The organism is Pantoea deleyi, assembly GCF_022647325.1.
Lineage (GTDB): Bacteria > Pseudomonadota > Gammaproteobacteria > Enterobacterales > Enterobacteriaceae > Pantoea > Pantoea deleyi.
In genome coordinates this window covers 1971615-1992797 of sequence record NZ_CP071405.1, presented here as the reverse complement: position 1 = coordinate 1992797, position 21183 = coordinate 1971615, and the positions used below count along the sequence as shown (strand labels likewise).

Here is a 21183-nt window from a genome sequence, read left to right as displayed (position 1 = left end):
TAAAACGCTTACTAATCAGTTAATTAAATAAAATTCGCGGCGTTGCGCAACAAAACCGGCCCCGCGCAGGCTCGCAACCGTTTGCGGATCCGATGCAAACGGTTGCGATTCGGTTTTACGCCAGCCAGATACTCTGAGTATGGCAAACCCGCTGACAACCTGCCCCTTAACGGTGCAGCCTGCCCTGAAAAGGCGCAGCCGGTCGCCCGGTCAACGCGGTTTCGCGGGCAGGCTGTTTTTCCACGCGCAGAAGCGGAAATGAAATGCTATGGTGAAGCCATCGACTCTGAAAATGGCATAAGGAACAGTGAGATGATTATTTTTGTCACCGGCGCGACCGCCGGTTTTGGTCAAAGCATCACCCGCCGCTTCATCGAAAATGGTCATAAAGTGATCGCCACCGGACGCCGCGCCGAGCGTCTGAAAGCGCTGAAAGAGGAGCTGGGCGACAACCTCTATACGGTGCAGTTCGACGTACGTAACCGCGCCGCGATTGAGGAGGCGGTGAGCCAGCTTCCGGCCGAATGGCACAATATCGACGTGCTGGTCAACAATGCCGGTCTGGCGCTGGGCATCGAGCCTGCGCACAAGGCCAGCGTGGAGGACTGGGAAAATATGATCGACACCAACACCAAAGGGCTGGTCTACATGACCCGCGCCCTGCTGCCGCAGATGGTGGAGCGCAACGTGGGTCATATCATCAATATCGGGTCGATTGCCGGTAGCTGGCCCTATGCCGGGGGCAACGTCTATGGTGCGACCAAAGCCTTTGTGCGCCAGTTCAGCCTGAATCTGCGCACCGACCTGCACGGCACCGCGCTGCGCGTGACCGACATTGAGCCGGGTCTGGTGGGCGGCACGGAGTTTTCTAACGTCCGTTTCAAAGGTGACGATGACAAAGCGGGTCAGGTCTATGAAGGCGCCACCGCCCTGACGCCGGAGGATGTGACCGAGGCGGTCTGGTGGGTCGCGACGCTGCCGAAGCACGTCAACATCAACACCCTAGAGATGATGCCGGTCAGTCAGACCCTGGCGGGCCTGAAAGTCCACAAGCCTTAACTGCCACGACGCCAGCACCGGCTGGCGTTATCCCCGCCCCCAGCCCAGCACGATGATCAGCATCCCGCTGAACGCAATCAACGCCCCGCTCCAGTCCCACGCGCTTAACTTCACGCCATCCACGACCCGCAGCCAGAGCAGCGCCGTCAGGACATAGACGCCCCCGTAAGCGGCGTAGACCCGGCCACTGGCCGCCGGATGCAGGGTCAGCAGCCAGACAAAGAGTGCCAGGCTCGCCGCCGCAGGCAGCAGCAGCCAGACGGAGCCCCCTTTTTTCAGCCACAGCCACGGCAGAAAACAGCCGGTAATCTCCGCCAGCGCGGTAATAAAAAACAGCAAGGCGGTCTTAATCAGCACCGGTTCCTCTCCCGAACGTAAACAAATGACTCACCGCTGGTGAGCAAAGAAACGGCGATGATATACTAAAAGCCTCTGCCATCGGGCTGGATTATTGCAGAGCGACCGGGCAGGCGCGTGCACTGACCGGGTTGAGCGTCATCGCTGAAACAGCCTGATGGGCCAGCTCCTGGCAGGCCCGCTGCTACCGCCGTCGCAGAGAGTATGGTTTGCGTTAACTAAAGGATAATGTAATGAAAAAAATGATCCCTGCCGTGCTGATGGTGCTGCTTTCCACCGCGGCCCTGACTGCGACAGCCAATACCAATCGTCTGATCATTGAAGATGGCAGCTCTGCGCTGAGCAATGAAGCGGCGCGTCAGGACAAAGAGCAATGGAATGACACGCGGATGCTGCGCAACAAGGTGAACAGCCGCGTCGAGAAAGAGTTCGACAAAACCGACCGGGCATTTGATACCCGTGACAAGTGCGAGCAGAGCCTCAATCTTAACGCCTACTGGGAACCCAACACCCTGCGCTGTCTGGACCGCCGTTCAGGCCGCCCGGTTACCCCCTGAATTTGCGCTATAGTAATGACGGACGACTAACATAAGGAAGACGTGATGAAGCTACAGAGAGTGTTGTTCACTGCGGCGTTGTTTGCTCTGCCGCTGATGGCGCAGGCATCCTGTGAGTCAGTAAAAGCCGATATCAGCCAGAAAATTATTCAGAACGGCGTACCCGAATCGGGCTTCAGTCTCGACATCGTCGCCAACGATCAGGTTGATCAGGCGGGCGGTCAGGTCGTCGGCCATTGTGACAACGACACCCAGAAGATCGTTTATAAACGCACGGGCAGCGACAACGACGCCAGTGTGCCCGCCAGTGCCGGCAGTTCGCAGGACGCGCCAGCACAGTAGTCCGTTTCAGATCAGGGCGGCCCTCCCCGCCCTGCCTGCTAGTCCGCCTGTTCCGGCCGCTGACGCGGCATCATCCACGCCACCCCTATCGCCAGCAGCGCCGTAATCAGCGCCACCACAAAGACCCAGTGCAGCGATGTGGCAATTGCCGCGACCATCTGCTGCAGCGTCTCCGGCGGTAACTGCTGACGGCTCTGAGCGGACATAATCTGCTGCACCGGATCCTGAATATCCGGCAGACGCCACTGCAGGTTGAGGTTGAGCACTGCGCCCATAATGGCCGTCCCCACCGCCGACCCGATCATCCGGCTGAACATGATTGACGCGGTACAGATGCCGCGAATCTGATAATCCGCCTGGTTCTGTACCGACACCAGGAAGGTCGTGCTGGTCATCCCCATACCGGTGCCGATCAGGAAGGCCGTAAAGCCCGCCTGAAACAAGGAGCTTGCAGGCTGCAGAAACAGCAGTAGTGCGCTGCCGGTCACCAGCAGCAGTACGCCGAGCTGGGCGGTGAAGCGATAGGAGGTACGCAGCATCAGTCTGCCGCTGAGGGTGCTGGCCAGCGGCCAGCCAATCGACATCATCGCCAGCACGCTGCCCGCCTGCAGCGGTGAGCCGCCGCGGATGCCCTGAATCCAGGTGGGCAGAAAGGCGCTGATCCCCATCATGGCTGCCCCGATAATCAGGTTACCCGCGTTCCCCGCCACAATCAGCCGGCTGCGCCAGATCACCAGCGGAAACAGCGGTGCCGCGGCCCGCTGCTCATGCCGCCGGAGCTGCCAGCCCGCCAGCAGCGACACCAGCAGAAACGGCACCAGCCAGAGACCCAGTTGCTCCGCCTGCAGCAGCGCGGTCAGCAGGGCGGTCACGCAGAGCATCAGCCAGCCGCTGCCCGCCACGTTCAGCGGCTGCGCGCCCTCTTCCTGCGGATGTGACGGCAGCCAGCGCGCCAGCATCAGCATACTGATTAAGCCTATCGGCAGATTGACCCAGAAAATCACCGGCCAGCTGAAGTGCTGCACCAGCCAGGCTCCGGTCAGCGGCCCGACAATCGCGGCCACGCCCCAGACGCTGGACAGCCAGCCCTGAACGCTGGCGCGTTCGCGCGGCGAGTAGATATCGGCCACGATGGTGGAGCTGAGCGGCATGATGGCCCCCGCGCCCAGCCCCTGAAACGCCCGGAACAGGATGAGCCAGAACATGCTGTGCGCAAACCCGCACAGTACGGATCCCAGCAGGAAGATCGTGGTGCCGACAAAAAACATCGTCTTGCGACCGACCCTGTCCGCCAGCCGGCCGTAGAGCGGCACGCTCACCGCCTGGGTCAGCAGATAGATAGAGAACACCCAGCCAAACTGCGAAAACCCGCCCAGGTCGGCGATAATGGTAGGCATGGCGGTGGCGACGATGGTGACTTCGATTGCCGCCATAAACATCGCCAGCATGCAGGCGATTAAGATCCAGTGGCGGTGTCCGGTCTGAAGTTGTGCGCTGTCAGTCATAAGGTTCCTTTTTTTAACAGCAAGGCTAGCCGAAAAGCGGCCCGATGAGTTTCCCGCCAGTGCGCATTTTCTGCACCTTCTGTGACGGTGTCACCGAAAGTCGATGAAATTTTTTTATTGTCGCACCAGCCCAGCCGCTACGGGGCTTTAACACCATTTTAACCGAATTTGCGCTTCCTGATTAAAGGCTGAAAAGCTGGCCTGTCTGATAAAGGGCTGCTATAGCAATAAGGCATCTTATTCAGCACCCGCTGAAAAAGCGTGGATAAACAGTCATTTCATCCACATTTTATCGCAGTTTCGGTTTTGGGCGCGGTGGCCGTTTTTGCCGCATCTGTCGGACTGTTTGTGGCAGTTATAACAATTGAGATCGTTATCAGGGAGAATCTCCTATGCAAAATGCTTCACTGGCGAAACGCGCCGGTCTGGCGCTGCTTGCAGTGGTCGCGGTAATCGCCGTACTGATCTGGGGCCTCGGCTGGGATCAGCTGGTGGCCCGCAAAGTCGATCTGCTCTATCTGGGGCAACAACATCTCTTCTTAGTGTTCTGGTCCATGCTGTTCGCGCTGCTGGTCGGTATTCCCAGCGGCATCCTGCTCAGCCGCCCTTTTGCCCGCCGCTGGGCCGAAACCGTCATGCAGATTTTTAACGTCGGTAACACCCTGCCGCCGCTGGCGGTGCTGGCGCTGGCGATGGTCATCATCGGGATTGGCGACCGTCCGGCCCTGATTGCGCTGTTCCTGGCCTCGCTGCTGCCCATCGTCCGTAACACCTTCTCGGGTCTGAGCGCGGTGCCGCCGTCGCTGCTCGAAGCCGCAAACGGTATCGGCATGACCAAATGGCAGCGTCTGCGTCAGGTCGAACTGCCGAATGCCCTGCCGGTGATCCTCTCCGGCGTGCGCATCGCCACCGCCATCAACGTCGGCACCGCGCCGCTGGCCTTCCTGATTGGCGCCAGCAGTTTTGGTGAGCTGATCTTCCCGGGCATCTATCTCAACGACTTCCCGACGCTGATTCTGGGCGCCGTCGCGACCGCTCTGGTGGCGCTGGTTCTGGATATGATGCTGGCCGCGCTGGGCCGCTTTCTGAGTCCGCACGCCGCGGCCTGACCATAAGGAATTTCAAATGCTAACGCGCTGGATCAAGAAAAGCGTTGTCGCGCTGACGGCAACCCTGCTGATAAGCCAGACGGCACAGGCCGCAGCACCGCTGGTGATGGCCACCAAAAGTTTTACCGAGCAGCACATCCTCTCCGCCATGACGGTGCTATGGCTGCAGAAAAAAGGCTTTGAGGTGGTGCCGAAACGCAATATCGCCACCACCATCGGCCGCAATGCGCTGCTGAACAAACAGATCGATATGGTCTGGGAATATACCGGCACCTCCCTGATCATCTTCAACCACATCAGCCAGCCGATGTCTTCAGAGCAGGCGTATGAAACGGTGAAAAAGCTGGATGCAAAACTGGGGCTGATCTGGCTGAACCCGGCACCGATGAACAACACCTACGCATTTGCCATGACCCGCAAAGAGGCGGAAAAACAGGGGATCAGCACGATGTCGCAGCTGGTGGCGAAGATTGAGCAGATCCGTAAAACCGACCCGGATAACAACTGGCGGCTGGGCCTGGATCTGGAGTTTGCCGGTCGCTCTGATGGCCTGAAGCCGCTGCAGAAGACCTACAACCTGGCGCTGGATCGGCCGCAGATCCGCCAGATGGACCCCGGTCTGGTCTATAACGCGATCCGCGACGGCTTTGTGAATGCGGGGCTGATCTACACCACCGATGGCCGCGTCAAAGGCTTCGACCTGAAAGTGCTGGAGGATGATAAGCACTTCTTCCCCAGCTATAACGTGACGCCGGTGGTGCGCCAGGATGTGCTGGCGAGCCACCCGGGGCTGGACAGCGCGCTGAATCAGCTCTCGGCGCAGATCACCGATGAGGCGATCACCGAGCTGAACAAGCGGGTCGATATTGATCACCAGTCACCGGAAAAAGTGGCGCGTGATTTCCTTCAATCCAAAAACATGCTGTAAGGAGGCACTGTGGATACCCTTCACTACATCATGGATAACTGGAGCACCCTGCTGACCCTGAGCTGGCAGCACAGCTGGCTGGTTCTGGTGGCGGTGGGCCTGGCGATTGTGATTGGCGTGCCGCTGGGCATTCTGATCGTGCGCGTCAGATGGCTGGCAACCCCGATTCTGGGGATCGCCACCGTGGTACTGACCATTCCGACCATTGCCCTGTTTGGCCTGATGATCCCGCTGTTTTCGCTGATCGGTCAGGGTATCGGGGCGCTGCCCGCGATTACGGCGGTGTTCCTCTACTCGCTGCTGCCTATCGTGCGTAACACCCACACCGCGCTGGAGAACCTGCCGGATGGCCTGCGTGAAGCGGGTCGCGGCATCGGCATGACCTTCTGGCAGCGTCTGCGCTGGGTAGAGATCCCGATGGCGCTGCCGGTGATTTTCGGCGGCATCCGGACCGCCGTGGTGATGAACGTTGGCGTGATGGCGATCGCCGCGGTAATTGGCGCAGGCGGTCTGGGACAGCTGCTGCTGGATGGGATCAGCGGCAGTGATATTCGTATGCTGATTGCCGGGGCACTGATGATTTGTCTGCTGGCTATTTTTCTTGACTGGCTGCTGCATCGTCTGCAGCAGGCGCTGACTCCAAAGGGGATTCGATAATGATAACGCTGGAAAACCTGACGAAAACCTTTATCCAGAAAAACGGCACCACCAATAACGCCGTCGATAACGTCAGCCTGCATGTGCCAGCCGGTGAGATGTGCGTGCTGCTCGGCCCGTCGGGCTGCGGTAAAACCACCACGCTGAAGATGATTAACCGGCTGATCCCCGCCACCAGTGGCCGCATCCTGATCAACGGGGAAGATACCAGCACCCAGGACACCACCACCCTGCGCCGCAACATCGGCTATGTGATCCAGCAGATTGGTCTGTTTCCCAACATGACCATCGAGGAGAACATCACTGTGGTGCCGCGGATGCTCGGCTGGAACAAAAAGCAGTGTCACGAGCGCGCCACCGAGCTGATGAGCATGGTGGCACTCGATCCTAAAAAGTTTCTGCATCGCTATCCGCGTGAGATGTCCGGCGGTCAGCAGCAGCGTATCGGCGTAATCCGTGCGCTGGCGGCGGATCCACCGGTGCTGCTGATGGATGAGCCTTTTGGTGCGGTTGACCCGATTAACCGCGAAGTGATCCAGAATGAGTTCCTGGACATGCAGCGTCAGCTGAAGAAAACCGTGATGCTGGTGAGCCACGATATCGACGAGGCGCTGAAGCTGGGAGACCGCATCGCGGTGTTTGGTCAGGGCAAAATCGTGCAGTGCGCCAGCCCGGATGAGCTGCTGGCGACCCCGGCCAATGAGTTTGTCGGCTCCTTCGTCGGCCAGGACCGCACGCTGAAGCGTCTGTTACTGGTGCAGGCGGGCGACGTGACCGACCAGCAGCCGACCATCACCGTGCGCCGCTCCACGCCGCTGGCGGAAGCCTTTGGCACCATGGATGAGAACGATATGCGCTCGATTACCGTGGTCGACGAGGATGGCAAACCGCTGGGCTTTGTGAAGCGTCGTGAGGCGCGAAACGTCAGCGGCCGCTGCGAAGAGAAGCTGCACACCTTCAGGGTGACGGGCAAAGCAGAGGAGAACCTGCGTGTCGTGCTCTCCAAACTCTATGAGCACAACACCGTCTGGATGCCGATCGTCGATGAAGAGGGGCGCTACAGCGGGGAGATCTCGCAGGATTATATCGCAGACTACCTCAGTTCGGGGCGTACCCGTCGTCGTCTCAATCCGTAATTCCCTTCTGTCCATGATACAAAAAGGGCCATGCTGGCCCTTTTTTTTCTACGCCATCCCTGGCCCGTCGGGGTTTGCAACTAACACAGGCCCCCTTCGCGTTAAATTCTGCCTCAGTTGTCAAACCAATGTTTCTGTTTTAATTGTCTGAAGCGTCAGGCTCAGCTCTCGGTCAGCGTCTCCGCCTCGACCGCGTCGGACGCCTGCCCTTCGTCGGGCAGCACCAGGTTAAGCAGGATCGCCAGAAGGCCGCCGGTTGTTACCGCATGACCGAACAGGCTGTTAATCAGCGGCGGAAACTGCTTCAGCACCTCCGGCACCGCTTCCACGCCCAGACCGATACCAAAGGCGATCGCCACAATCAGCATCTCGCGACGGCCCAGCGGCGTCTGAGTCATGACCCGGATCCCGGCGGCCACCACGCTGCCAAACATCACGATGGTCGCACCGCCCAGCACCGGCGGCGGGATCTGCTGCAGCAGCGAGCCGATAAAGGGAAAAAGCCCCAGCAGCGCCAGCATCATGCCCAGCAGCATACCGACGTAACGACTGGCGACGCCGGTCATCTGGATAACACCGTTGTTCTGGGCAAAGGTGGTGTTGGGAAAGGCGGAGAACACCGCCGCCAGCACGCAGCTCAGGCCATCGGCGACGATGCCGCCCTGCAGCCGCTGCTGAAACGGCTTGCCGGTGATCGGCTGTTGCGAGATCAGGCAGTTGGCGGTGAGATCGCCCACGGCCTCGATCACCGCGATCACGGCGACCAGGGCGATGGGCAGAAAAATCGTCCAGTCGAAGGCAAAACCAAACCGGAACAGCGCGGGCAGCACGATCCAGTGCTCCGGCGGCGTCATCGTCAGCGGCAGATGCCCGGTTAAGGCCGCCGCCACGCATCCCACCGCGATACCGGCCACCACCGCCACCAGCCGCGCCCAGCGGTTACGCGCACGGTTCAGCGCCACAATCACCAGCAGCGTCAGCGCCCCCAGCGCCAGGTTGCCGGGCGATCCAAAATCGGTGGCGTTGTGTCCGCCCGCCCAGTCGGTGATGCTGACCTTGATCAGGCTGATGCCAATCAGGGTGATCACCGTGCCGGTCACAACCGGCGTCAGCACTTTACGCAGCGAGCCAACACAGCGGCTGATCAGAATCGGGATCAGCGCCGCCACCAGGTTGCAGCCAAACAGCATCGCCATAATCTCTTCCGCCGAACCGCCACGCCCCTTCACCATCAGACCGCCCGACAGAATCACCCCCAGAAAGGCGAAGCTGGTGCCCTGCAGACAGATCATCCCGGCACCAACGCCCGCGATCCGCCGGGACTGCAGGAAAGTGCCCAGACCGGAGACAAACAGCGACATGCTGATCAGATAGGGAATGTAGGCCTGCAGCCCCAGCACCGAGCCGATAATCAGGGGCGGCGTGATGATCCCGACCACGCTGGCCAGCAGATGCTGCAGCGCGGCGATGAAGGCCGGAACGGGGCCAATGCGGGCGTCCAGCCCGTATAACAAACCTTGCTCGTGCGAGTGCGACATAATGGTGCTCCACCTCTGGATGATAAGCGGAGGTAATGCATTTTCTGCGCCATGACGTTACTGTTTCGCGTATCTGAAATCAGGCCGTTGAATTATCGGGGAAATTAACCGGGGAGAGTCAGCGATCGGCCTGAAACGTTAGGCTCACCGCTGACTGAGATGAAGAGATTTGTTTCATAATCAGGCGATCTTTGCACTCACAGCGTGCAGATCGCGCTGCTCCAGCAGGGAAATATCGATGTAAGGCGTGAGGTCACGCTGTTCAGCGCGCGGCAGATAGGGCAGCTCACCCAGCAGCGGCGCGGCAATGTTTTCCCGCAATACCGTGATGATGTCGCTGTAGTGCGCCAGCCCCGGATTGATGCGGTTTGCGACCCAGCCTACCAGGGGCAGCCCATCCTGAACTATCGCCTCGGCCGTTAACAGGGCGTGACTGATGCAGCCCGACTGAATGCCGACCACCATCACCACCGGCAACTGCTGCTCCACGACCCAGCAGGAGAGCGGACGGCCATCGTTCATCAGGCTCCGCCAGCCGCCGGTGCCCTCCACCACCACCCGATCGGCCTGCTGCGACAGGCTGAGTAAGCCCCGGCTCAGCAGCCCATAATCGATCTGCTGGCCGGGATGAGTGCAGATCTCCTCCTCCTCAAAAACCAGCGGATTAATGGCCTGATAGGGTAATTCCAGGGATGAGGCGCTCTGCAGAACCTGTGCATCTTTATTACGCAGGCCCTCGGCGGTGCGGGCTGCGCTGCGCGCGACGGGCTTGTAGCCGACGGCGCTCAGTCTGTGGCGGATAAAGCTCTGTAACAGGGCGCGTGACACCACCGTTTTACCTACTGCGGTGTCGGTGCCGGTAACAAACAGTCTGTTCACTCCACTTCTCCTCTTGAACCGTTGCGGCTAATCGGTGATTAACCTTGCTGCAAACCGGCATTTTAAGGAAAGGAGGATGAGAACGGATTGCGTTAGCGCAAGATTAAGCCTGCTTAACCTTGCAACAGTTTCACTAACAGATGACCGTTATAGAGCGCGTCTTTGATCAGCGCCGCCGCGCCCAGGGTTCCCGGCTCGCTGAATTCGGTGGGTGCCAGCTGGATCGTCGCGCTGTAGGCGGGCAGTGACTGCTGCAGAATGGTGTTACTCACCGCCGGAAACAGCACATCGGCCGCGGCGTTGAGGGGAGAACCGATAAGAATCTGTTGTGGATTAAAGATGTTGACCATCATCGCCAGGATCCGGCCAACGTGATGCCCCACGCTGGCGATGGTGTCACGCGCCAGCCGATCGCCCGACTGGGCGGCCGCACACAGTGACTGAAGCGTCAGCGGCTGCGCATTGAGCAGGCTGTCGGGCTGCGCGGGCAGACGCTGGGCCGCCAGCGCCAGCAGGCTGCCGGTGCTGGCCACGGTTTCCAGGCAGCCATGATTCCCGCAGTAGCACTGCTGGCCGTAGGGGTCGATCTGGGTGTGCCCAATCTCGACCAGCGCCCTGCCGCGCTTGTGCAGCAGCTGACCGCCGCTGATCACGCCCGCCCCTACGGTTTCATCAATCACAATCTGAATGACATCCTGCGCACCGCGTGACGCGCCAAACAGCGACTCCGCCAGCGTCCAGGCTGAGATGTCGTGCTGCACAAACACCGGCAGGCCTGTGCGCGACGCCAGCGCATCGCCCAGCGGCATGTCGCGCACCTGATAACCCGGCAGCCGGTGCACCACGCCGGACGCGGCGTTGATCAGGCCAGGCAGCGTGATGGCGATCGCCGTCAGGCGCTCCAGCTTCTTCTGATGGCGGATAAAGAAGGCATCGACCTGTTCAATCAGGGCGTTCAGCAGCGGCTGCGCCGTCTCATCCGGCAGCGGCAGGCTCTCTTCTGCCAGCGCACGGCTGCTGAGGTCGCGCAGCGTAAAGGTCATGGCACCGCGATGCAGGCGGATCGCCAGATAGTGCCAGGCGTCGGTGTCCAGAATCAGGCCAATCGCCGGCCGGCCGCGGCTGCCCGGCTCCTGAAATTCGGTCTCCTGCACCAGATGGGCGTCCAGCATTTCCCGGACAATTTTGGTGATGCTGGCCGGGGCGAGCTGGGCACGGCGGGAGAGTTCGATACGCGAAATGGGACCGTGACGGTCAATCAATCGATATACGACGCCTGCATTGGTCTGCTTGATCTGGTCAATGTGGCCAGGTTGACTGTCCGGATTCACAACCCTGCTCCCGGTTATTTTCGCGCTTCTAAATAAACATGCGTCATGGTGATGCAGATCAGGCGACAGCGTCAAATATTTGATTAGAAATGTGATTTATCGCACAGATTGATGATAGGAAGCGGTGGCTTCATCGCCGGTTTGACTGCAGCAGCGCCATCATGTTCGCCATCTGCGCGCTCTGCTCGCGGGCGGCGGACCAGACCAGCCAGAGTTCAGAAATCGCATCCTCTTCCCTCAAGGGCAGCCAGACCAGATCGCTCAGCCGCGCCCGGCGAAACGAGGCCGGCAGAATCGAGACGCCCAGACCGGTCGCCACCAGCCCCAGGATCGTCATCGCCTCGCCCACTTCCTGAGTGATGTAGGGCTTGATGTGGTAGCGGTGCAGCAGCGCCAGAATATCGCTGTAGAGCGCGGTGCCCCCCTGCGGATCGAAAAAGACAAAGGGCTCCGATGCCAGCGCCGACACCGAAATGCGCTCTGCGCCAGCCAGCGGATGCGCCTTGTGCACCACGGCAAACAGCGGCTCACTCAGCAGTAACTGATGATGCAGCCCGTCGGGCAGTGAGGTGTTACGCATCACGCCGAGATCGAGCCGCCCTTCAAGCAGCGGCGCCAGCTGCTGGTGGGTGTTGATCTCCTGCATCTGAATGTGCACCTGCGGCCAGCGCTGGCGGAAACGGTAGAGCGCGTCGGAGACCGTGGCGGTAAAGGGGGCGGAGGAGGTGAATCCGATGCGCAGCCCGCCCTCTTCGCCACGATGCAGACGGGCAGCGCGATCGGCGGCCTGCTCAACCTGCAACAGGATCGCCCGCGCATCACTCAGCAGCTGAGCGCCCGCCGCCGTGAGCTGCACGCTGCGGTTGGTGCGATGAAAGAGTTTCGCGCCGGTTTCCGCCTCCAGCTGGATAATCTGCTGACTGAGCGGCGGCTGAGAGATATTGAGCCGCCGGGCCGCCCGCCCGAAATGCAGCTCTTCTGCCACCGCCACGAAGTAGCGCAGATGGCGCAGTTCGATATTCATATTTAAAACGTCTTATTTGAGATTATTAATATATTAGACATCATAATCTCCCTTTCCTAAGCTGACGACAGGTTTTCTGACTGAAAGGACGATGTGTGAGTCGCTCAATACAGGCCACAGTGGATGAGGACGCGGCGCCAGATGCGCCAGCGTCCGCTGCGGCTGCTTATATCCGCCGGGGCACGCCCCGCTTTATGCGCGTTACGCTGGCGCTGTTCTCTGCCGGGCTGGCCACCTTTGCCCTGCTCTACTGTGTTCAGCCGATCCTGCCGGTGCTGTCACAGCAGTTTGGCGTCTCGCCCGCCACCAGCAGTCTGTCGCTCTCTATCTCCACCGGTCTGATGGCGCTGGGGCTGCTGGTCACCGGCCCGCTCTCGGATGCCATTGGCCGCAAATCGGTGATGGTGACCGCCCTGATGCTGGCGGCGCTCTGCACCCTGCTCTCGGCCACGATGACCAGCTGGCACGGCATTCTGCTGATGCGGGCGCTGATGGGGCTGTCGCTGAGCGGCGTCGCGGCGGTAGGGATGACCTATCTCAGCGAAGAGATGGATGTGCGCGTCGTTGCCTTTTCGATGGGGCTCTATATCAGCGGCAACTCGATCGGCGGGATGAGCGGACGCCTGCTGAGCGGGGTGCTGACCGATCTCTTCACCTGGCGGATCGCCGTGGCGGTCATCGGCTGCTTCTCACTGGCGTCAGCGCTGATGTTCTGGAAGATCCTGCCCGCCTCGCGCCATTTTCGCCCCATTCCGCTGCGTCCGCGTAATCTGATGATTAACTTCCGGCTGCACTGGCGCGATCCGGGCCTGCCGTGGCTGTTCGCCGAAGGCTTCCTGCTGATGGGCGCCTTCGTCACGCTGTTTAACTATATCGGCTACCGTCTGCTGGATGCGCCCTGGCACCTCAGTCAGGCGGTGGTGGGGCTGCTGTCGGTGGTCTACCTGACCGGTTCCTGGAGTTCGCCTAAAGCGGGTGCGCTGACCAACCGCCTGGGGCGCGGACCGGTGATGCTGGGTGCCACCGCGATGATGCTGCTGGGCCTGCTGATCACCGCCTTTAACGCCCTCTGGCTGATCCTGCCTGGCATGATGCTGTTCACCGCCGGATTTTTTGCCGCACATGCCGTGGCTAGCGGCTGGATTGGCCCGCGCGCGCGCCGGGCGCGGGGTCAGGCCTCGTCGCTCTATCTGTTCAGCTACTACGCGGGCTCCAGCGTGGCAGGCACCCTGGGCGGCTTCTTCTGGCATGACTACGGCTGGAATGGCATTACGCTGTTTATCAGTTTCCTGCTGATCCTGGCGCTGCTGGTCGCCTGGCGGCTGCACAGCAAAAAGCTCTGACCCATCCCGCCAGATCCGGCCTCGCACCGGGTCTGGCGCGGCCTTCTCCAGGCCCCCTCCCCGTCAATCCGCTCACCACAAAGTGTGCGTTTCCCGCTATAATCGTTCGTATTGAAATAATTCGTCTGCTTTGCCTTTTCACGGCAACAAGGAACGCCTGTGGCCCTCTACTATTACGTCAATAAACAATCGGGATATAACAACAACCATGTGGTGCATGCGGCAGGCTGCCCCTGGCTGCCTGACATGGATAACAGACTGTTTCTGGGCAGTTTTTATCACGTGAACGCCGCTATTCTGCAGGCAAAAAAATATTATGCGGGTGCGATTGGCTGTGAGAACTGCTGCCCGCTCCCTCCCCACGACGAGCCGGACGGTCAGCAAAGCGTGGCCCTGAAGCACACCCCTTTTTCCCGCTAGTCAGAGAGGCGGCAGGTGGCGGCCCGCGACGGCCATCCGGTATCCGGCCGCCACAGGATCGCATTCGAAAATTTCCGCATGAAAAACGCGTTATAAGGTTTCTCTTCCCGCTTTATTCACTACAATGTTCATTAATTTGTGACGCAGGTCACTTTCGTGGGATGGTCTGCCCCATCCTGACCCGCTGTACTGACTGATTTGACACCTCAATGCAACCAACAACTGTTTCACGTAAAACGGCCTGGCTTCGCGTCGTCCTGCTGGCCATTGCCGCCTTTGTTTTTAATACCACTGAATTTGTGCCGGTTGGCCTGTTGTCCGATATCGCGGCGGACTTCTCCATGCAGACGGCGGATGTCGGCATTATGCTGACGATCTACGCCTGGGTCGTGGCCCTGCTCTCCCTGCCACTGATGCTGCTGACGCGCAACGTCGAGCGCCGGCTGCTGCTGGGCGTGCTCTTCGCCATCTTTGTCATCAGCCATGCGCTCTCAACCGTCGCGTGGGATTTCTGGTCGCTGATGATCTCCAGGGTCGGCATCGCCCTGTCGCACGCCGTGTTCTGGTCGATCACCGCCTCGCTGGCGATCCGGGTGGCTCCGGCGGGCAAGAAAACCCAGGCGCTCAGTATGCTGGCGACCGGGACGGCCCTGGCGATGGTGCTGGGCGTGCCGATTGGCCGCGTCGTGGGTCAGTATCTGGGCTGGCGCACCACCTTTGGCGTAATTGGCCTGTCGGCGCTGGTGCTGATGATTATGCTGGTGCGGATCCTGCCGCGCCTGCCCAGCGAACACACCGGTTCCCTCAGCAGCGTGCCGATGCTGTTTCGCCGTCCGGCGCTGGTCAGCATGTATCTGCTGGTGACGCTGGTGGTGACGGCGCACTACACCGCCTACAGCTATATCGAACCCTTTATGCAGAACGTGGCGCAATCCAGCGGCAATTTCACCACCCTGCTGCTGCTGCTGTTCGGCTCAGCGGGCATTCTGGGCAGCATTCTGTTCAGCACGCTGGGCAATAAATTCCCCTCTGCGCTGCTGATCGCCGCGATTGCGCTGATAACCCTCTGCATGGGGCTGCTGATTTTTGCGGCCATTCGCCCTGCCGCCATCTCAACACTCTGCATTGTCTGGGGGATGGCGATGATGATGATCGGTCTGGCGATGCAGGTGCGGGTTCTGTCGCTGGCGCCGGATGCCACGGATGTGGCGATGTCGCTGATGTCCGGCATCTATAACATCGGTATCGGCGCGGGCGCGCTGCTGGGCAATCAGGTGAGTCTGCATCTGGGCATGGCAGAGGTCGGTAATGTCGGCGGGATGATCGGTCTGGTCGCCCTGCTCTGGTGTGTCTATATCTTCCGCCGGTATCCGCAGCTGCGCAGCAACGGCTGAACGCCCGCTGCGGCCATAAAAAAGGCTTCAGATACGCGGGTTATCTGAAGCCTTTCGGTCACACTTCGTGACCGGCACTTACTTATAAAGAATGGCGGTGCCATGCAGGTTGTTGTTGCCAGAGGTCGAAGTGATGCGGAACGACTTTGCGCCGGCATCGCTGGCCTTTTCTGACAACTGCTGCTCCAGCGACGTCAGGCTGGTGCTGCCTGTTGCGCTGATGACGCCTGTTTTCTGCTGATCCAGCGGTGTCGTGCTGACCTGCTGCGCCGCGACGCTGGCAAATGAGAAGCCGCTCAGCAGCACCGCCGCCATAATCATCGTCACTCTTTTCATTATATCTGCCTTCTGGTTTCAACTCGCTTCTGTGCGCTGAGAACGCTCCGTTACTGGTAGATCACCGCGGTGCCGTGCAGCTTGTTCTGGCCGCTGGTTGAGGTGATACGGAACGATTTCGCACCGGCTTCATCGGCTTTCGCACTCAGCTGCGCTTCCACCGAGGTCAGATTGCTGCCGCCCTGCACCGCGATGGTGCCAACAGGCTGCTGATTCGCCGGTTCGCTTGTCACAAGGTCAGCGGCTGAAGCGCCAAAAGCCAGAGTAGTCAGTGCCAGTGCCGCCAGAGTAGTTTTGATGGTGTTCATAATAATCTCTCTATTCAGTCATGAAGTTCAGTGGGTCTGAAACAGGGTGTCGTGATTTAATTAACGACCGTTAAATAAATGATAGATCCTGGAGGTACGGGTCGTCAATATTTATTTAATGAGCGTTATTTTAATCGCGAAGTGGCGCGATTATGGGCTTCAGCCCTCTTTCTGACTTAACATCCGGGGCGAAAACGGCAGGCGAACGCACAAAATGGCAACCGGCGCTGCGGCGGATGCCTGCGGGCCTTGCACATTTTTATAATGATCGGTAATTTAATACTCTGTTTCATAGCAAGTGAGGATGTATGCATCAGGTTCAGGATTGCGAGGTAAAGAAATGCCGTGGCCGGCCCAAAGTATTCGACCGCGATGCCGCTCTCGATAAAGCACTGACCCTGTTCTGGACGCACGGCTATGAAGGCACCTCTCTGGCGGACCTGGTGGCGGCGACCGGCGCAAAAGCGCCTACGCTTTACGCCGAGTTCGTGAATAAAGAGGGCCTGTTTCGCGCGGCGATGGAACGCTACATCGAGAGGTTCAGCGCGGAGCGTGACGCGGCGTTAGCCGACGATCGGCTGACGGTGGATCGGGCTATCGAAGCCTACTTCCGCGCCACCGCCGCCTGTTTCACCGAGCGCGACTCACCCGGCGGCTGCTTCTTTATCTGTACCTCCTCTGCGCTGTCGGCGGCATCCACCGAGATTGCCGCTATGCTGCAACAGCAGCATCAGCTGCAGGAAAATGTGCTGAGCGATTTCCTGCTGGCGCGTCAGCAACGCGGCGAACTGGGCGAGGCGGTCAACATTCCGGCGCTCTCCCGCTATCTGGGCTGTATGCTGCAGGGGATGTCGGTGCGGGCGCGCGAAGGCGTGGATCGTGACGATCTGGAGAGCATTATTGATACGCTGATGGCGATGTGGCCGACCCTGACGGGTCTGTGTCGGGCCAGGGGCTAAAGCATCAGGGCGGCGTAGCCGCCCTTTTCATTTCAGTGCAGGAAGAACACCGGTTTCAGCGGCTGGCTGACCGGGCTGTTGTCGGCATTCGACGGCATCAGATCTTTCATGGAGGCCCACCAGCGCTGGCAGACCTCCGTCTGTGCCACCGCGTTCCAGCGCTCCTCGGAAGCGATCTCCACGCTGGCAAACAGCAGGTTTCGCCCGGCGTCCAGCCAGATCGCGTAGTTGCTCGCGCCGTGCGCTTTCAGGGTCTCTGCCAGCTCGGGCCAGATCGGCGCGTGACGGCGCTCATACTCCGCATGACAGTCAGGATGCACCTGCATCACAAAAGCTTTACGCAGCATTGGCCGGCCCCGCATCCAGCGCCGGTTGCCACGGGGTGACGCCGAAGCGTTTGCCCAGTGCGACCAGCTGTTCGGTGGTAATACTCTGCCGGATACCGCCCATCGACAGCACTTTCACGATCACCTCGGATGATTTTTCCGCTGTATCGATCAGGCCAAAGGCCTCATCCAGCGTCGGGCCGGTGGCGAAGATACCGTGAAACGGCCACATCACCAGGGTGTGTGACTCCATCTGCCCGGCCGTGGCGCGGCCGATTTCATCGGTGCCCGGCACCATCCACGGCAGTACGCCGACGCCATCCGGGAAGACCACCAGACATTCGGTACTGCCCTCCCAGAGCAGGCGGGTCAGGCGTGCCGGGTCCAGCTCAACGACATAGCTCAGCGCCATAAAGTGGGTGGCGTGGCAGTGCATGATCACCCTGTCCGCGCCCCCGCTCACCGCCTTGCGCACCGCGTGAGACTGAAAGTGCGACGCCAGCTCCGAGGTTGGCAGGCCGCCATTCGACAGCCCCCAGTGAATTTTAAACGAACGCCCTTTGTCATCGACCTGCAGCAGCGCCAGGCAATCCGCCGGATCGAGCTGAACGTTGCGCATGAATTTCCCTGAGCCGGTGACCAGGAACCAGTCGTTCGCCAGCGCCGGTGCGGGCTGGCTCAGCTCCACGCAGCGCGGCGACGGGTAAAAGTCGGCGGCATAGAGGCTGACCTCCTCCTCGCGCAGGCGCAGGCTGACGTTGCCGCCGTTACGTTCATCCCAGCCCTTCAGCCACATATCGCTGGTCGCTTTGACCATCCCTTTAACAAACCCGGAAGAAAGAATGCTTTGCATAGTGAAATCCTTAACGTTGGCTCAAGATCTGTTGTTCGTAATGGCGGACATCGCCTAACCAGCTGGCATCCGCCGGGACGTCATGCCGCAGGCACCACGCCTCCCACACCGCCTGCCACGGCAGAGACTTCTGCTCTTCCAGCAGGGCCAGCCGGGCGGTGTAATCGCCGCGGTTCTCCGCCTGGCGCAGGCGATCGGTCGGCTCCAGCAGGGCGCGCAGCAGCGCTTTCTGGGTGTTGCGGGTGCCGATTACCCAGGCGGCGATCCGGTTGATGGAGGCGTCGAAGAAGTCCAGCCCGATATGCACCTTATCGAACAGCTGATGACGGACGATCTCGCTGGCGATCGCCTGGGTTTCATCATCCAGCAGCACCACATGGTCGCTGTCCCAGCGTACCGGACGGCTGACGTGCAGCAGCAGGCGCGGCACATAGAGCATGGCCGCCGAGATTTTGTCGGAGATCACTTCGGTGGGATGGAAGTGCCCGGCATCCAGGCAGAGCGCCGTCTGGCGGCTGGCGGCGTACCCCAGGTAAAATTCGTTCGATCCGACGGTGTAGCTCTCTGCGCCGATACCGAACAGCTTGCTTTCGACCGCATCGATATGGTGCTGCGGGTTGAGTTTCTCCGCGATCACTTCATCCAGGGCGCTCAGCAGACGCTGACGCGGTGCCAGCCGATCCACGGTGATATCTTTCATGCCGTCCGGCACCCAGATATTCATTACCGAGGGCGTACCGAGCTGCTCACCAAAGGAGGCGGAGATGCGGCGGCTCGCCTTGCAGTGGTCGATCCAGAACTGACGCACGGCCTTATCAGGGTGCGACAGTGTAAAGCCGTCGGCGCTCAGCGGATGCGAGAAGCAGCTGGGGTTAAAATCCAGCCCCAGGTGACGCTCTCTGGCCCACGCCACCCAGTTGGCGAAATGCACGGGTTCGATCGCATCCCGCGCGACCGGTTTGTCGCTTTCCAGATAGAGCGCATGCAGATTCAGGCGCTTGACGCCCGGGATCAGTGACATCGCCTTGTCGATATCGCGGCGGAGTTCACCGGCATTCCGCGCCCGGCCGGGGTAATTTCCGGTCGCCTGAATGCCGCCGGTTAATGCGGCCTGCGGATCCTCAAATCCCCGGACATCATCGCCCTGCCAGCAGTGCATGGAGACCGGAATCGTATCCAGCTGGCGAAGGGCCTGTTCAGCATCCACCCCGCTGTCGGCGTAGCGTTGTTTAGCCAGTTCAAAAGCCTGTTCAATCTGCTTAGTCATAAGCGGGTTCCTTAGCGGGTTGACTCAGCGCCGCGAAGCGCGCCTGACTGGCGCGAAAGACGCTGTTCGGTTGCGGTTCGAAGGTTTCAAGCGGGAAGTTGCGGGTAACGGCACCGCGAAAATCGGCCACGTCGGTCAGTTCACCCAGCGCAATCAGCTGACCGCCGACGTTGCCCAGCGTAGAGGCTTCAACCGGTCCGGCCAGGACCGGGATCTGACAGGCATCGGCGCAGAGCTGATTCAGGAAGCGGTTCTGACTGCCGCCGCCCACCACATGCAGCTGAGTGAACGGCTGACCACGCAGTGCGGCCAGCTCCTGGATTACCTCACAGTAGAGCAGCGCCAGGCTGTCGAAGATGCAGCGCGCCAGGGCGGCGGCCGATTGCGGAACCGGCATCCCCTGTTCTGCGCAGGCGTTCTGGATCTCCCCGACCATGCTGTCGGGATTGATAAAGCGGGCCGCATTGGGGCTGATGAGCGAAACACAGGCGGGCTGTCGGGCCGTCTCGTCGATCAGCGCGCCGAGATCCTCAATCTGCAGTTCGGCGCAGATGCTCTGCAGCAGCCACAGCCCCATGATGTTTTTCAGTACGCGATAGCCCTCCGCGCCCCCTTCGTTGGTGATGTTGGCGCGCAGCGCGGCCTCACAGGCATAGGGCTGGAGGCTCTCAAAACCCATCAGCGACCAGGTGCCGGAGCTGAGATAGGCCGCATCCTCCTGCATCAGCGGCGTCGCCAGCACGGCGCTGGCGGTGTCGTGGGTAGCGACCGCGATCACCGGCACCGCCATTCCGGTACGGTTGAGCCAGTGGCCGACGGTGTTGCCCGGCGCCTGCGGCTGCCTGAACCAGTGCGGCTCTGCGCCCGCCCAGGCCAGCAGATCACGATCCCACTCGCCCGTGTGAAGGTTGAGCATCTGCGTGGTGGTGGCGTTGGTGTACTCCCAGTTCAGGTTGCCGGTCAGACGGTAGTGCAGGTAGTCGGGGATCATCAGCGCATGGGCCACGCGCGCCTGCCAGTCGGGCTGCTGCTGATGCAGGGCGCGCATCTGATAGAGCGTATTGAACGGCAGAAACTGAATGCCGGTCCGGGCGTAGATGGCGCTGCGGCTCAGCGCCTTCTCAGCCTGCTCCATCAGGCCGCGGGTGCGTGCGTCGCGATAGCTGACCGCTTCGCCGACCCGTTCGCCCTCCGCATCGAGCAGCACCATATCGACGCCCCAGGTGTCGATGCCGATACTGTCCGGCACGATCCCCTCGTCATCCAGCTGCGCCAGCCCGGCGCGGATCGCCTGCTCCAGCGCGGCCAGATCCCAGCAGTCATAACCGGCACGACGCAGACGCTGATTTTTAAAACGCCGGACCTCACGCAGCGTGAGCTGACGCTGCGCGGCATCCCATCCGGCGAGCATGACGCGACCGCTGGATGCACCGAGGTCGATGGCAACAATGTTTCTCCGGGTCATGGCGGTGTTTCCCTGTGATGAAGTGGTCACAGAGTAAAAATCTGGCCGGATGAAGACCTTCCCCGCAGTGCCAGCGGTGCAGGCGCGCTG

General features: G+C 60.5%; 23 protein-coding genes. 11 read left to right on the top strand and 12 right to left on the bottom strand.

Annotated elements, in window-relative coordinates; genetic code table 11:
• Positions 1-312 precede the first annotated feature (312 nt).
• Positions 313-1059, top strand: a complete 747-nt coding sequence (ydfG, locus tag J1C59_RS09365; RefSeq protein WP_128085290.1) for a bifunctional NADP-dependent 3-hydroxy acid dehydrogenase/3-hydroxypropionate dehydrogenase YdfG — start codon at positions 313-315, stop codon at positions 1057-1059.
• 27 nt (positions 1060-1086) lie between these two features.
• Here ydfG and J1C59_RS09360 read toward each other — a convergent pair whose 3' ends face one another.
• Positions 1087-1413: a YnfA family protein gene (locus tag J1C59_RS09360; RefSeq protein WP_110331895.1), complete on the bottom strand. Its 327-nt coding sequence runs from the start codon at positions 1411-1413 to the stop codon at positions 1087-1089.
• 236 nt (positions 1414-1649) lie between these two features.
• Here J1C59_RS09360 and J1C59_RS09355 point away from each other — a divergent pair, with 236 nt between their 5' ends.
• Positions 1650-1973: a DUF1283 family protein gene (locus J1C59_RS09355; protein ID WP_128085291.1), complete on the top strand. Its 324-nt coding sequence runs from the start codon at positions 1650-1652 to the stop codon at positions 1971-1973.
• 45 nt (positions 1974-2018) lie between these two features.
• Entirely contained in the window at positions 2019-2315 is a 297-nt protein-coding gene (locus J1C59_RS09350; RefSeq protein WP_128085292.1) for a DUF1161 domain-containing protein, read from the top strand.
• A 38-nt stretch (positions 2316-2353) separates the two neighbouring features.
• Here the strand turns inward: J1C59_RS09350 and J1C59_RS09345 are convergent, their stop codons facing one another.
• Positions 2354-3820, bottom strand: coding sequence for an MDR family MFS transporter (locus tag J1C59_RS09345; RefSeq protein WP_128085293.1), 1467 nt, complete (start codon positions 3818-3820; stop codon positions 2354-2356).
• 392 nt (positions 3821-4212) lie between these two features.
• On the opposite strand from J1C59_RS09345, the gene J1C59_RS09340 reads away from it, so the two are divergent.
• Genes J1C59_RS09340 through osmV form a run of 4 tightly spaced genes read left to right on the top strand, consistent with a single transcriptional unit; the run spans position 4213 to position 7650 of the window.
• A complete protein-coding gene (locus tag J1C59_RS09340) occupies positions 4213-4929 on the top strand; it encodes an ABC transporter permease (protein ID WP_128085294.1) in 717 nt (238 codons plus the stop codon).
• Between the two features lie 16 nt (positions 4930-4945).
• Positions 4946-5857 (top strand): glycine betaine ABC transporter substrate-binding protein, encoded by a 912-nt coding sequence (locus tag J1C59_RS09335; protein WP_128085295.1) that lies wholly within the window; start codon positions 4946-4948, stop codon positions 5855-5857.
• A gap of 9 nt (positions 5858-5866) precedes the next feature.
• Positions 5867-6514 (top strand): osmoprotectant ABC transporter permease OsmW, encoded by a 648-nt coding sequence (osmW, locus tag J1C59_RS09330; RefSeq protein WP_010244802.1) that lies wholly within the window; start codon positions 5867-5869, stop codon positions 6512-6514.
• The gene (gene osmV, locus J1C59_RS09325) at positions 6514-7650 is read left to right on the top strand and encodes an osmoprotectant ABC transporter ATP-binding protein OsmV (RefSeq protein ID WP_128085296.1); all 1137 of its coding nucleotides are present in this window, start codon (positions 6514-6516) and stop codon (positions 7648-7650) included. The genes osmW and osmV overlap by 1 nt, the downstream gene beginning before the upstream one ends.
• Before the next feature lie 161 nt (positions 7651-7811).
• Here the strand turns inward: osmV and J1C59_RS09320 are convergent, their stop codons facing one another.
• The 4 genes from J1C59_RS09320 to J1C59_RS09305 form a co-directional block, all read right to left on the bottom strand.
• Positions 7812-9188, bottom strand: coding sequence for a nucleobase:cation symporter-2 family protein (locus J1C59_RS09320; RefSeq protein ID WP_140917239.1), 1377 nt, complete (start codon positions 9186-9188; stop codon positions 7812-7814).
• Positions 9189-9368: 180 nt separating this feature from the next.
• Complete coding sequence (bioD, locus tag J1C59_RS09315; protein ID WP_128085297.1) at positions 9369-10067, bottom strand: dethiobiotin synthase; 699 nt, start codon at positions 10065-10067, stop codon at positions 9369-9371.
• Between the two features lie 113 nt (positions 10068-10180).
• Positions 10181-11398 carry a sugar metabolism global transcriptional regulator Mlc gene (gene mlc, locus J1C59_RS09310; RefSeq protein ID WP_128085298.1) on the bottom strand — a complete coding sequence of 406 codons (1218 nt, stop codon included), beginning with the start codon at positions 11396-11398 and terminating at the stop codon, positions 10181-10183.
• 130 nt (positions 11399-11528) lie between these two features.
• Complete coding sequence (locus tag J1C59_RS09305) at positions 11529-12422, bottom strand: LysR family transcriptional regulator (RefSeq protein WP_128085299.1); 894 nt, start codon at positions 12420-12422, stop codon at positions 11529-11531.
• 95 nt (positions 12423-12517) lie between these two features.
• On the opposite strand from J1C59_RS09305, the gene J1C59_RS09300 reads away from it, so the two are divergent.
• The 3 genes from J1C59_RS09300 to J1C59_RS09290 all read left to right on the top strand — a co-directional run bounded on the left by J1C59_RS09300 (position 12518) and on the right by J1C59_RS09290 (position 15579).
• Positions 12518-13765 carry an MFS transporter gene (locus J1C59_RS09300; RefSeq protein ID WP_128085300.1) on the top strand — a complete coding sequence of 416 codons (1248 nt, stop codon included), beginning with the start codon at positions 12518-12520 and terminating at the stop codon, positions 13763-13765.
• 159 nt (positions 13766-13924) lie between these two features.
• Complete coding sequence (locus tag J1C59_RS09295) at positions 13925-14185, top strand: hypothetical protein (RefSeq protein WP_128085301.1); 261 nt, start codon at positions 13925-13927, stop codon at positions 14183-14185.
• Positions 14186-14394: 209 nt separating this feature from the next.
• Positions 14395-15579: a sugar transporter gene (locus J1C59_RS09290; protein WP_128085302.1), complete on the top strand. Its 1185-nt coding sequence runs from the start codon at positions 14395-14397 to the stop codon at positions 15577-15579.
• 78 nt (positions 15580-15657) lie between these two features.
• Here the strand turns inward: J1C59_RS09290 and bhsA (J1C59_RS09285) are convergent, their stop codons facing one another.
• Positions 15658-15915 carry a multiple stress resistance protein BhsA gene (gene bhsA / locus J1C59_RS09285; protein WP_128085303.1) on the bottom strand — a complete coding sequence of 86 codons (258 nt, stop codon included), beginning with the start codon at positions 15913-15915 and terminating at the stop codon, positions 15658-15660.
• A 50-nt stretch (positions 15916-15965) separates the two neighbouring features.
• Entirely contained in the window at positions 15966-16223 is a 258-nt protein-coding gene (gene bhsA, locus J1C59_RS09280) for a multiple stress resistance protein BhsA (protein WP_128085304.1), read from the bottom strand.
• 308 nt (positions 16224-16531) lie between these two features.
• Between bhsA (J1C59_RS09280) and J1C59_RS09275 the strand changes: the two genes are divergently transcribed.
• Entirely contained in the window at positions 16532-17182 is a 651-nt protein-coding gene (locus J1C59_RS09275) for a TetR/AcrR family transcriptional regulator (protein ID WP_128085305.1), read from the top strand.
• 32 nt (positions 17183-17214) lie between these two features.
• Here the strand turns inward: J1C59_RS09275 and rhaM are convergent, their stop codons facing one another.
• From rhaM to rhaB, 4 genes are read right to left on the bottom strand one after another with little or no spacing between them, the layout of a single operon-like run.
• On the bottom strand, positions 17215-17529 hold the full coding sequence (rhaM, locus tag J1C59_RS09270; protein WP_128085306.1) for an L-rhamnose mutarotase: 315 nt from the start codon (positions 17527-17529) through the stop codon (positions 17215-17217).
• Positions 17519-18361, bottom strand: coding sequence for a rhamnulose-1-phosphate aldolase (gene rhaD / locus J1C59_RS09265; protein ID WP_128085307.1), 843 nt, complete (start codon positions 18359-18361; stop codon positions 17519-17521). Before rhaD ends, rhaM begins: the two co-directional genes overlap by 11 nt.
• Positions 18362-18371: 10 nt before the next feature.
• Positions 18372-19628 carry an L-rhamnose isomerase gene (locus J1C59_RS09260; protein WP_128085308.1) on the bottom strand — a complete coding sequence of 419 codons (1257 nt, stop codon included), beginning with the start codon at positions 19626-19628 and terminating at the stop codon, positions 18372-18374.
• Positions 19621-21093 (bottom strand): rhamnulokinase, encoded by a 1473-nt coding sequence (gene rhaB / locus J1C59_RS09255; RefSeq protein WP_128085309.1) that lies wholly within the window; start codon positions 21091-21093, stop codon positions 19621-19623. The genes J1C59_RS09260 and rhaB overlap by 8 nt, the downstream gene beginning before the upstream one ends.
• Positions 21094-21183: the final 90 nt, after the last annotated feature.